We start from the raw sequence: 13471 nt of genomic DNA, 5'->3' as shown, positions 1-13471 counted from the left end.
CAAAAAACATTATCCCTTCCGCCATCCGGCTACGTCATGGAGGCATGGACGCTTGCGCTACCGCCAGGCTCCGTTCCCTTCTCTCTAGCCAGGAAACCATTGCCATGACCAAGCTTCACACTGCCCAGCGCCCAGTCCCGAACGTCGACATGGACGCGCAGCGTACCTCCACGCTGGGCAGCCGCTTGCGGCTCACGCCGCTCGCCTACGCACTGACCACCATGCTGATGGCGGGCGCCTTTGCCACGCCGGCCCGCTCGCAGCAGGCGTTCAGCGGCGGTTGGTTCGCGGCCAAGGGCGCGGCGCAGAATACGGCGGCCACTTCGGGCCGCCTGCCGAATGGCCAGCCGCTGCCGCTGGGCAGCCGGCCCGAGGGCCAGCAACAGCAGGCAAATCAGCAGTTGCAGCGCTCGCTCAACAACCTGAACCTGGCCGCGCGCGCCATCGCCGCGCAGCAAGCGGCCCAGGCGCAGGCGCGCCAGGCGGCGGCTGGCGTGCCCGGAGCACCCGATGGCCTCGTGAAAGGCGGCTTGCAGGTCGACACCAACAGTCTGACGGCCGGCTGGCTCAACGCCCAGGCGCCCGTGCAGACGGTAGCGAACGGCAAGACGGCCGTAGTGGTGCAGCAGACGGCGGACAAGGCCATCCTGAATTGGGAAACGTTTAACGTCGGCAAGGACACGACCTTGACGTTCCAGCAACAAAAGGATTGGGCCGTGCTGAACCGGGTCAACGATCCGCAAGCCCGTCCCAGCCAGATCCAGGGCCAGATCAAGGCCGACGGCACGCTGCTGCTCGTCAACCGCAACGGCATCGTCTTCAACGGCGCGAGCCAGGTCGACACGCGCAGCCTGGTGGCGGCCGCGGCCCGCATCAGCGATGCGCAATTCCAGAAAAACGGCATCTACAGCCCCGGCACGGCCGGTGCCACGACGTTCACTGACGCGGCCGGCAAGGTGCAGGTGCAGGCGGGGGCGCGCATCGCCAGCAATGCGCCCAAGGGCAGCACGGAAGGGGGCGGCTATGTGATGCTGCTGGGCAAGGAAGTCCACAACGGGGGCGAGATCGGCACGCCGAAAGGCCAGGCCCTGCTGGCCGCCGGCGACAGCTTTACCATTAAAAAAGGCGTGGGCACGGATGGCAACCCCCTGTCGACCACGCGCGGCAGCGAAGTCACGCCGCAGTTCGCGGCCGGCAGCACGGCGGGCAAGGTGGTCAACACGGGCCTGATCCAGGCGCGCGAAGGCGACGTGACCCTGGCCGGGCGCACGGTGCAGCAGGATGGCGTGCTGCTGGCCACCACCACCACGGCCACGCGCGGCACCATCCACCTCAATGCCCTGGGCAGCGACGCGGCCGTTACCGTGGGCCGCGGCGCCACCACGGCCATCCTCGTCGAGGACGACGGCAAGACGACGGCGCTCGACAGCCAGCGCGACGCCATGCGCGGCCCGGCCGTGACGTCGACGGAAAATATCCTCGCCGTCAACGACCGCCGCGACCAGTCGCGCATCGAGATCGGCAGCGCCGGCACGGTGGAATTCATGGGCGATTCGCTGACCCTGGCCACGGGCGGCCAGATCGCCGTCAACGCGGCCAGCCGCAGCCTGCTGCGCGACGGCGCCCAGCTCGACGTTTCCGGCGCCGTGGGCGTGAAGGTGGCGATGGAAGCGAACAATGTCGAGATCAACGTGCAGGGCAACGAGCAGCGCGATGCGCCCGTCAACCGCGACGGCAAGGCTTTGATCAATAACAATATCTGGGTGGACCGCCGCAAGCTGGTGTTCGTGCCAAAAGGCACGAACGGCTACGACAGCGACCGCTGGTACACGGCGGGCGGCTTGCTGGAAGTGGCCGGTTACCTGGGCACGCAGGGCCACTCCGTCAGCGAATGGATGGCGCAGGGCGGTACGGTCAGCTTCGGCGGCAAGGATGTCGTTACGCAGCTTGGCTCCAGCATCAACCTGTCGGGCGGCACCCTGGACGTGCAGACGGGCGCGCTGCGTCAGACCTGGCTGAAAGGCGCGGACGGCAAGCTGTATGAGGCCGGCAGCGCGCCCGCCGACTTGCCGTATGCGGGCGTGTACAAGGGTTACGAGGAAGAGCATGTGCGCTGGGGCAAGGATGCCAGCGCGTTCTACGCCAATCCTTTGATCGCCGCACAGAAGCGCCTGGAAAACGGCTACACGGTGGGCCGCGACGCGGGCAAGCTGGTGGTGGCCACGGGGTCGGCCGTGCTGGAAGGGGGCATCGCGGGCGACGTCTTCCAGGGCGAGCGCCAGGCGCAGGCGCCGCAAGCGCTGCTTGACGGCTACCAGCAGTCGCAGCTGGCGGCCGCACAGCGGGGGCAGCTGGTCGTGGGCCAGTACGTGCCGATGTTCGACAAGCGCACGGGCGTGCTGCAGCATGCGCTGTCGGCCGTCATGGACGAGGTGCGCCTGACGCGCGTGCAGGACGGCATCGCCGCCGGCCTCGACGTGACAGGCGCGCTGGATGCCGGGCGCGAGGGCAGGCTGCTGCTCGACACCACCTTGCTGAACAATCAGCAATTGGGCGCCCTGCGCATCGCCGCCAAGGGCGCGATCACCGTCGACAGCGCGCTGCAGGTGGCCGATGGCGGCAATATCACCCTGTTCGGCAAGGACGTGGCCATCAATGCCAGCCTGCGCAGCCGCGGCGGCAGCATCGCGGCCGGCAACGTGCTGAACCAGATCGGTTCGCTGGGCATGCTCGATACCTTCGTCAATCCTGGCGTGCCTCCGGGCACGCTGGTGCTGGCCGACGGCGTCAGCCTCGATGCCAGCGGCCTGCTCAGTAACGTGCTGCGCGACCCGCTGGCCGCCGCCGGCCTGCCTTATATGAACGGCGGCAGCGTATCGTTGCGAACGTATGGCGACGTGCGCATCGGCAATGGCAGCATGGTTGACGTCGGTTCCGGCGCGGCCATCCTGGCGCAGGCGAAACAGCAGGGCGGCAAGGGCGGCAACGTGACCCTGGCCAGCTACGGACCGAAGGCCGACCTGGTGCTGGGCAAGGGCGCGCAAGTGCGCGGCCATGGCGTGGCGGGCGGCGGCAAGCTGGAATTACAGGCCAACAAGATCATGATCGGCCACGTTGAAAAACCCGAGGCCGGCACCCTGCAGCTGGACGGCGGCTTCTTCGACAAGGGTTTTTCCAGCTACAGCCTGGTTGGCAAGCAAGGCGTCACGGTAGCGGACGGCACGCAGGTGGACGTGCGCATGCCAGTATTGCGCGTGGTGGACAATGAGAAACTGGCCCTGTGGATGCCGGAACAGGTCACGGGAAATCCGCTGAAGGGCACCTTGACGCAGCGCAAGGGCGCCAGCCTTGCCGTGCAGGTGGGCGATATCCAGTCCGGCGCGGCCGACATGGCCATCGCCGAATTGCTGGTGGGCAAGAATGCCGTGGTGAGCGTCGATGCGGGCCAGTCCATCAAGCTATCCAGCGTGGGCCAGTTGACGGTGGAAGGGCGCCTGAACGCGTGGGGCGGCAAGATCAGCCTGGGCGGCGTGGGCGTCGACCGGACGGTTTCCGAAGCGGTGGAAGCGGCCGGCCATGGCCGTTCCATCTGGATCGGCGAGCATGCCGTGCTGGACGTGGCCGCGCGCGCCGTCAGCGCCACGGACGCGCAGGGCCGGCGCTATGGCAAGGTGGTCGATGGCGGCAGCATCGTCGTCGGCGGCGAGATCGACCATGCGCAGGGCAGCACTTCGGCGGCCAGCCTGTTCGTCGTCGTGCGCGACGGCGCCGTGCTCGACGCGTCCGGCGCGCATGCCGTGCTCGACGTCAATGGCGACGCCATCGACGTGGCCAGCGCGGGCGGCAGCATCGCGCTGGCGTCGAACAATGGCCTGTACCTCGATGGCCAGCTGCTGGCCAGGGCCGGCGGCGCGGGCGCGGCGGGCGGCACCCTGTCCTTGGCCACGGGCACGCCCGAGTACCTGAAAGTGCTGGCCACGCCCAAGGTGCTGCAGGGCCGCCAGCTGGCCATGACGCAGCGCCAGGGCGCCAGCGACCTGGCCGCGCACGCGAGCGCGCAGGACGCCGCGGCAACGCTGCAGTATGGCCACGGCCGTTTTTCCGTGGAGCAGGTGGAGGCGGGCGGTTTCGCCAACCTGGCGCTGCTGGGCGCCGCCTCCTTCGACGGCGACGTGGCGCTGCGGCTGCAGCAAAGCTTCCAGCTGTACGGCGCGCCCGTGCTCACGCCCGGCAGCCAGCCCGGCGCGCGCATCAGCATCGCGGCGCCGTATGTGCGCCTGGCCAGCATCAAGCCGGCCGGCCGCGATTTCTATACGACGCCAGGCAGCGCGGGGGCGTCGCCGGTTGCCAGCCAGATCAGTATTGCGGGCGACCTGATCGACGTGCGCGGCATGGTGAACATGCTGGCTGACGACGTGCGCCTGAGCAGCCGCGGCGACCTGCGCTTCCTGCTGTCGCCCTTGGGCTGGGACGGCAACCAGCCGTCGACGGTATTGTCCTCGCCCGGCGACATGACCCTCAATGTGGCCCAGCTGTATCCGGCCACGGGCGCCGGCGCCGCCGTGCGCGTGGGCTATGGTTCCGTTGGCGGCAAGTTCGGCTACGATCCGGCGCACAGCCTGACCATCGGCCGCAGCACGGCGGACGTGCCGGCCATGCCGTCTTCCGCCTTCGGCTCGCTGGAGCTGGCGGCCGCGCATATCGAGCAGGGCGGCGTCGTGCGCGCGCCGCTGGGCCGCCTGGAGATCGGCGTGGCCCGCTATGACAATGACAAGAGCCTGACGGTCAATCTGCTGGCCAACAGCATCACCTCCGTCAGCGGCGCCGGCATGGTCATGCCGTATGGCGGCACCGTCGACGGGCAGAACTGGAACGTGGATGGCAAGGCGGCCACCTTCATCGGCGTGGGCGGCGTCAATGCGCAAGGCAGCTTGCACATCGGCGTGGAAATGGCGGGCGTGGCCGTGGATGTGCAGCCGGGCGCGCTGCTCGACCTGTCCGGCGGCGGCGAACTGACGGGCGCCGGCTTCATCGCCGGCCGCGGCGGCTCCACCGACGCGCGCTACCATCCGCTGCTGCAGGTGGGAGCGAACGGCGGCTTTGTGCTGCCGGGCCTGGCCACCAACCCCGTGTACGCCATCGTGCCGGGCGTGCAGGCGCCGCAAGCGCCTTCGGGCGGCGAAAAGGCGGCGTCCGACCCGGCCGTGGGCCGGCAGGTGACGATAGGCAGCGGCGTGCCGGGCCTGGCGGCCGGCACCTACACGCTGATGCCGTCCACCTATGCGTTGTTGCCGGGCGCCTTTCGCGTGGAACTGAACGGCCTGGCGGGCCAGGGCGGCGCCGGCAGCGTGGCGCAGCCGCTGCGCAACGGTTCCTGGGCCGCTCCCGGCACCCTGTCGATCGCGGGCACGGACATCCGCGCGCCGCTGGCCAGCCAGCTGATACTCACGCCGGCCAAGGTCTTGCGCACGTATTCGCAGTACAACGAAACGGGCTATGCCGCCTTCGCGCTGGCCGATGCGCAAACGCGGGGCATTCCCCGCGCGCTGCTGCCGTCCGATGCGAAAACGCTCAAGCTGACCATGGCGCCTGGCGGCGGGGCGGACACGCTCCAGTTCCGCGGCACGGGCAAGTTCGCCGCCGCCGAGGGGGGCTACGGCGGCACCGTGGTGCTGATGTCGAGCATTCCTTCCGCTGGCGACATCGAGATCCTTGGCGACGGCGCGCCGGGCACCAGCGGCGCCGGGCAGGTCAGCGTGCGCGCTTCAAGCCTGAACAATATCGGCGCGGCGCGCATCGTGGTGGGCAGCTCGCCGATCACGGAATTTGGCCAGGGCGGCAATTATGTGAATTTCGGCAACAATTTTGCGCGCGCCATCTACCTGCGCGCGGGCGCCGTGCTGTCCGCGCCTGAAGTATTCCTGATCGCCCAGGACCCCAGCAATACCGAGCTGGGCATCGGCGTGATCGATATCGCCGCCGGCGCCGGCATCAGCACCTTGGGCAAGGGCAAGGCAGCCTACGACGCCAACGACGGCTTCATCTACAAGAGCAAGGCGGACATCCACATGCTGGCCGCGTCGAACGGCTTGCTCAACGTGGCGCCCGTGGGCGGCACGGCGCGCGGCGGCATCCGCATCGGCATGTGCGCGCTGGCGTGCACGGACACGGCCAGCCTGTACTCGGAAGGCACCCTGCTGCTGTCGACCAGCGGCAGCTTCCAGCTGCACGACACGGCCCGCTACGGCACGCGCAACCTGAGCCTGGCCGTGGGCGCCATCAATATCGGCTCGAACGAGGCGCTGGCGGCAGCCCAGGCCAGCGGCAAGCGTCCCTCCGGCCTGACCCTGAACCAGGGCGTGCTGGACCGCCTGCTGCGCGGCGATACCAGCACGGGCGCGCCCGCCCTGCAGGCGCTGATGCTGAGCGCGGCCGACAGCGTCAATTTCTATGGCGACGTGGTGCTCGACACCTACGACAAGGCGAGCGGCAAATCGAACCTGGAACGCCTGGTGCTGACCACGCCGGCCATGTATGGCCTGGGCGGGGCCGGCACGGCGGCCACCATCCGCACGGCCAACCTGATCTGGGGCGGCGCCGTGTCGGCGGCCGGCAACGTGATCGCGCACGGCGCCGGCACGGGCAGCGGCACCCTGAACCTGGAAGCGGAACGCATCGATTTCGGCTTCGGCCCGTTCACCCAGCCGGCCGGTGTCGCCTCGTTCGACCGCCTGGCGCTCGGTTTTGGCACGGTCAACCTGAAAGCGTCGGGACAAGTCACGGCCAACCACAAGGGCAGCCTGTCCGTCTACCAGGCGCAGGGCGCATATGAGACGGGCAAGGGCTTCCAGTACAGCGGCGGCAACCTGCACATCAGCACGCCGCTGCTGACGGGCGACGCCGGTTCCGCGCACAGCTACACGGCGGGCGGCGCGCTGACGGTGGCGGCGCCGGCCGGCGTGGCGCCGGCCGCGCCCGTCAAGAACCATGACGCGCTGGGCGCCCAGCTGAGCTTGAAGGGGGACAGCGTCAGCGTGGCGACGGCCGTGGTGCTGCCAAGCGGCAAGCTCACCATCAACGCGCAGCACGACATCAGCGTGGCCGACGCGGCGCGCATCGACATGGCGGGCCGCAAGAGCACCTTCTTTGACGTGGATAAATACAGCTGGGGCGGCGACGTCATCCTGGACAGCCGCGCCGGCGACATCCGCCAGGGGGCGGGCAGCGTGATCGACCTGTCGGCCGAGCATAACCGCGCCGGCAGCCTGAAGGCCGTGGCCCTCGACGGCGGGGCCGGCATGGTGGACTTGCAGGGCAAGATCCTGGGCGGCGCCAGCGGCAGCTACGACGCGGGCGGTACCATGGTGCCGTACAAGCAGGGCAGCGTGGACGTGCGCGCGCAGACCCTGGGCGCGGGCGGCACCCTGGACAGCCAGTTCGCCTCGCTGAACAAGCGCCTGACGGACGGCGGCGTGACGGGCGGGCGCAGCTTCCAGCTGAAACGGGGTGACTTGACGATAGGCAATGAGGTCAAGGCGGGCGAGGTGCAGGTGGCCGTCGACAATGGCCGCCTCACCGTCGCTGGCGTGATCGATGCCAGCGGCGAGCGCGTGGGCAGCATCCGCCTGGCCGGCAAGCATGGATTGACGTTGGCCGGCAACGCCGTGCTCGACGCGCATGGCACCGTCCTGCGCGTCGACAGCTATGGCAAGATCATCGACAGCCCGAACCGGGCCATGGTGGAAATCAATGCGGGCGAAGGCGCATTGAACCTGGCCGGCGGCGCGCAGATCGACGTGCGCCACGGCACGGCCGCCGTGGCGGGCAAGGGCAAGGGCGAATACGACGGCGCCGCGCGCGGCACGGTGGAATTGAGCGCGCCGCGCCTGGGCAGCGGCGGCGCGCGCACGGATGCGGACGCCGCCACCTTTGGCGACATCGCCATCGCCGCCGGCGGCGGCTTGACCATCCGCGGCGCGAAATCCATCGCCGTCAACGCCATGCAGCGCTACGACGACGCGGCCTACGCCATGGCGCCGGGCGCCAATGGACAGCCCGTGCCCGACCTGTCGGCCAGCGGCCGCCCCTACCAGGTGATCAACCAGGCGTATCTTGACAGCAAGCACGGGGACAGCACGGCCTTCATCGATGCGGCGCTGGCGAATACGGCCTTGCGCAACGGCAAACTGGCCGGCCTGGCCACGGCCGCGTATGCCGATGCGCTGCACTTGCGTCCCGGCGTCGATATCGTCAGCAAGACGGCGAACGGCGACCTGGTGGTGCAGGGCGACCTGGATTTGTCGGGCATGCGCTACGCCAGCCTGAATCCCCGCTTCCAGCAGACGACCGTGCGCGGTTCGGGCGAGGTGGGCAGCCTGCTGCTGCGCGCCGGCGGCGATTTGAGCATCTACGGCAGCATCAATGACGGCTTCGCGCCGCCGCCTGGCACCCAGGACGACAGCGGCTGGAAACTGCTGCCGGGGCGCGACTTCAACGGCAGCGACGTCATCGTGCCGGGCAAGGGCGTGACCCTGGCCGACGGCACCATCTTCCCGGGCGGCGTCACGCTCAATTACGACGTGCCCGTCAAGGCCTTCAATGTCCGCGCCAACACGCGCCTGCCCGTGGACGTGGTCCTGAACCAGGTGCTCACCTTGCCGGCCGGTACGGTGCTGGCGGCCGCCGTGCGCGACAGCACCGGCAAGGTCCTCCACGCTGCGGGCACCTTGCTGGCCACGGCACAAACCTTGCCATCCGGCACGCGCCTCGACGCGGGCAGCGTGATTGGGCAGCTGATCAAGGTGCGCGCCATGACCTGGCCGAAAGGCGTCGCCTTGCCCGGCTTGCTGGGCGAGCTCAATGTGGTCACCCTCAGCGGCAAGGTGGTGCTGCCCGTCGGCGCGCTGATCCCGAATGGCACGAACGTCAAGCTGCTGCCGGGCGTGGACGCCATCGAACTGCGCCCGGAAGTGGCGGGCCGCCAGGGCCGGTTGTGGGCCATCGCGCCCATGCTGGCCGACGGCTCGCAGGCGTGGGGCATGCGCCTGGTAGCCGGCGCCGACCTGGACGGGGCCGACACGCGCGCCGTGCAGGCGCATCCCGCGCACGGCACCCTGCGCCTGGCCGACAGCCATTACGGCATGTATGGCGTGTTGATACCGCCGAAGGGCGTGCAGTACTGGACCAAGGAAGCGCAGGAGCTGGGCGAGCGCGAAGGCATTCCCGGCATCGTGGCGGGCGAGCCCATCACCGAGGAATTCACCAGCCAGTTCGGCCAGACTGTCGAGGTATTTTGCGCCAACGACCCGAGCATGTGCGTGCTGAAGGTGGCATACGTGTGGACCAGGGCGGGCGCAGAAGAGTTTGCTGACCCCAGCGTGAAGGCGGGCGACGTGGTCGACCTCGACGGCCTGGGCTGGCCCAGCATGTGCGAGGAGAATCCCACCTGGTGCGGCACGTCGCAGCCCACGTTCGACTACAAGGCGTCCAGCCTGCGCTACAGCGTGCTGCGCACGGGCACGGGCGACCTGGACCTGGTCAGCGGCGGCAACTTGCGCATGGACAGCCTGTATGGCGTGTACACGGCCGGCACGTCGTCGGTGGCGACGGCGGCCGGCGACCCGTACAACCTGCCGCGCGCGCGCGGGCTGGACGGCACGGTGCTGTCCAACCCCGATGGCGCGCATGAGCGCCTCGTCGACGGCGGCAGCGACAGCCTCTACCGCGCCTGGTATCCGGACCAGGGCGGCAATCTGCTGCTGCAGGTGGCTGGCGACCTGAGCGGTTCGCTGGTGGGCGCGGCGGCGGCCAGCAACGGGCGTCCCGTCAACAAGGATGGCCTGGGCGGTTCGGTGGCGGTGGGCAACTGGCTGTGGCGCCAGGGCAGCGGTGGCGTGGCCACGGGCGGCCCGGCCCAGCCGACGGCGTGGTGGATCAATTTCGGCACCTATGCTGCCCGCAGCGGCCTGGCCGACACCGTGCTGGGCTTTACGGGCTTCGGCACCCTGGGCGGCGGCAATGTGCGCGCCGACGTGGCGGGCGACGCCGGCATGCTGGCGCGGCAGGTCGGCGCTATCTACGACAGCAACATCAATGTGCGCTCGCAAGGCTTGCTGCTGGCCGTAGGCAGCACGGGCCGCGTGCTGGCCGATGGCAGCCTGCAACTGACGGGCGGCGGCGACCTGGACCTGCGCGTGGGCGGCGCCCTCAATCCCGCCAGCAAGCCTGGCGACGGACACTTGAATGGCGCGCTGGCCGACCTGCGCGGCCATGCCGACGTGGCGGCGGGCCAGCTGGGCACCGTTGCGCTGCAGTACGGCACCTGGGGGACCGACCACGTGCCGCTGGAAACGCGCGCCTTCGACGCCTTCCGCGCCACGCGCGCGACGCCACGGGGCGGCATGACCCTGGTACCGGGCGACGCCACCTTCAGCGTGGCAACCCTGGGCGACCAGGTGCTGCAGGAAGTGGCCGATCCCGGCCGCGCACTGCAGCTCAATACCTCGTCGTATACCAGCGCGTCGGGCGAGCAGGGCGCCGGCTACAGCTGGTTCAGCCTGTGGACGCCGCGCACGGCGCTCGACCTGCTCTCCGCCGGCGGCAACATGACGCCGCTGACGGCGGGCATCGACACGGCCACCGACCTGGCCATCGTCTACCCGTCCATCGTGCGGGTCGCGGCGCCGCATGGCAGCCTGTACTATGGCAAGGCCATCACGGACTGGAGCTCCGCATCGCTGTATGCCGCGCCTTTGTTGCTGGCGCCGTCGCCCAACGCCCAGCTGCAATGGCTGGCCGGCGACTCCATCTATGCGGGCGGCTATGCCATCAGCCAGTCCGGCGCTGCCGCCGACAGCATGGCGACGCCGTTCAAGCCCGCCTTCGCGGCGTGGAACCTCAGGCCTGGCAGCCTGACGCCCTTGGCCGACAATGTCGCGAGCACGGGCGTGCCATCGTCGACAGTGAACTATCCCCTGTTCGCCTTCGGCCCCGATTCCGCCGCCGGCCCGGCCAACAGCGGCACGCAGGCGGCGCGCATCTATGCCGTCACGGGCGACCTGATGGGCGTGAATAGCGGCCGCATGGTCGCGTTTGACGATGCCCCGCGGGCGGGTGTCACCTGGTACGAGGGGGCGCAGCCGGTGTGGATGAAGGCGGGCCGCGATATCGTCAGCAGCGGCACGGCCCAGCTGGAAGCCGTGGGTGCCAGGGGCGACGGCGACATGATGTTCCGCAATTACAGCAACCTGTTCGTGCACAATAATGCATTTGACGTATCGGTGGTGTCGGCCGGGCGCGACATCCTGAACAGTTCCTTCAACGTGGCCGGTCCCGGCACGCTGGACATCAGCGCCGGGCGCAACATATTGATGCAGGACAAGGGCAGCGTCGTCAGCCTCGGTCCCGTGGTGGCGGGCGACAAGCGTCCGGGCGCCGGCATCGCCATGCAGGCGGGCGTGGGCGCGGCCGGTCTCGACTACCTGCGCTTCGTCAAGCCGTATCTCGACCCGGCGAACGTGGCGCAGAAGGGCGTGCCGCTGGCCGACCAGGCGGGCAAGGTAGTGAAAGCGTACGACAGCGAACTGGCGGCGTGGCTGGGCGAACGCTATGCCTTCAAGGGCACGGCCGCCGAGGTTCTGGCCTTTTACCTGGCCCTGCCCGAGCCGCAGCAGCGCGTGTTCGCCCGCAATGTGTATTTCGCGGAACTGAAGGCGGGCGGGCGCGAATACAACGACTGGGACAGCTCGCGTTATGGCAGCTTCCTGCGCAGCCGCAACGCCATCGCGGCCCTGGCGCCGGCCACGGACGCCAGCGGCAAGGCGATCAATTATGCGGGCGACATCGTCATGTACCGCGGCCTGTACGCGGTGCGCAATGACGGCGAGCAGCGCTGGGATTACTTCCCCCGCAGCGGCTACGTGCACACGAACTTCGGCGGCGACATCCAGCTGCTGACGCCAGGCGGCAAGCAGGTGTTCGGCATCGAAGGCGAGGCGCCGCCGGCAACCTCGGGCGTCATCACCAAGGGCGGCGGCAATATCGAGCTGTTCTCGCACGGCAGCATCCTGCTGGGCCAGAGCCGCATCATGACGACGTTTGGCGGCGATATCCTCGGCTGGTCGTCGGAAGGCGACATCAACGCGGGGCGCGGTTCGAAGTCGACCATCGTCTACACGCCGCCCAAGCGCGTGTATGACAACTGGGGCAACGTGACCCTGTCGTCCGACGTGCCGAGCACGGGCGCCGGCATCGCCACCCTGGCGCCGATCGCGGAAGTGCCGGCCGGCGACGTGGACTTGCTGGCCCCGCTGGGCACCATCGACGCGGGCGAGGCGGGCATCCGCGTCTCGGGCAACGTCAACCTGGCCGCGCTGAAAGTGATGAATGCGGCCAACATCCAGGTCAAGGGCGAAGCGAAGGGCATGCCGACGGCGGCGTCCGTCAACGTGGCGGCCATGACGAACGCCAGCGCGGCCGCTTCCCAGGCCACGGCGGCGGCGCAGGACGTGGTGCAGCGCGAGCGCGCCGCCACCCGTTCCGCGCAGCCATCCGTGTTCACGGTGCGCGTGCTGGGCTTTGGCAGCGAAGCACCGCCGGACAGCGCGCAAGCGACGCCGCAGGAGGGCGCGCGCATCGAGGCGGCCGACTACAACCCGCGCAGCGCCGTGCGCGTGCTGGGACTGGGCACCTTGCCGGAATCGGCCACGCGCCAGCTGACGGCGCAAGAGCGCAGCAGGTTGTCGCCATGATGGCCGGCATGGCGAATGTGGCCGCTGTCTTGCCCCTGCGCGCGGCGGGGCATGCCGGCATGGCCTGGTGCCGGCCCGCCATCCGGCCCCGTTTGCAGGCGGCCAACGACGTGGCGCCCCTGCCGGCGCAGGGCGCCCGGCTGCAGGCGGTGCTGGAAGGCAATTACGCGGGACTGCACCGGCGCCTGGCGCGCCACCTGGGCTGCGCCGAGCTGGCCAGCGACAGCCTGCACGACGCCTGGCTGCGGCTGGGCGCGCTGGCGGCCGGCGACGGCGCGGCGCTGGCGCACAGCCCCGTCGCCTATGTCTTCCGCGTGGCGTGCAATGCGGCCATGGACAGCCTGCGCCGCAACCGCGCCTGGCTGTATGCGGACGAGGGCGGTGACGATGGCGCCGCCGGCCTGGTCGATTTCCTCGCCGATACGGCGGCGGGTCCGGAACGCCTGGCCGAGCTGCAGGCGGACGTGCGGCGCCTGGCGCAGGCCGTCGACTTGCTGCCGCGGCGCCACCGGCAAGTGCTCGAAGCGCTGCGCGTAGATGAGCTGACCCGCCAGGAAGTGGCCGAACGGCACGACATGTCGCTGCGCAACGTCGATACGGCCTTGCGCCAGGCGCTCGACCATTGCGCGCGCCACACGGGGTACGCGGCGCAGGGGGGCGTGGGCACGACCCGGCGCGGCTTGCGCTTGCGCCAAGGATAGGCGCTCCCCCATGTTTTACGT

At 69.7% G+C, this 13471-nt stretch carries 2 protein-coding genes; both read left to right on the top strand.

Annotated features, from left to right (window positions below):
• Positions 1-104: 104 nt before the first annotated feature.
• The gene (locus tag CLU94_RS01095; RefSeq protein WP_099664259.1) at positions 105-12749 is read left to right on the top strand and encodes a filamentous haemagglutinin family protein; all 12645 of its coding nucleotides are present in this window, start codon (positions 105-107) and stop codon (positions 12747-12749) included.
• On the top strand, positions 12746-13450 hold the full coding sequence (locus CLU94_RS01090) for a sigma-70 family RNA polymerase sigma factor (protein ID WP_099664258.1): 705 nt from the start codon (positions 12746-12748) through the stop codon (positions 13448-13450). The genes CLU94_RS01095 and CLU94_RS01090 overlap by 4 nt, the downstream gene beginning before the upstream one ends.
• Positions 13451-13471 lie beyond the last annotated feature (21 nt).

The organism is Janthinobacterium sp. 13 (assembly GCF_002749695.1).
GTDB lineage: Bacteria > Pseudomonadota > Gammaproteobacteria > Burkholderiales > Burkholderiaceae_D > Janthinobacterium > Janthinobacterium kumbetense.
Note: the sequence above shows the minus strand (reverse complement) of the source record. Positions and strands in the feature narration are given on the sequence as shown.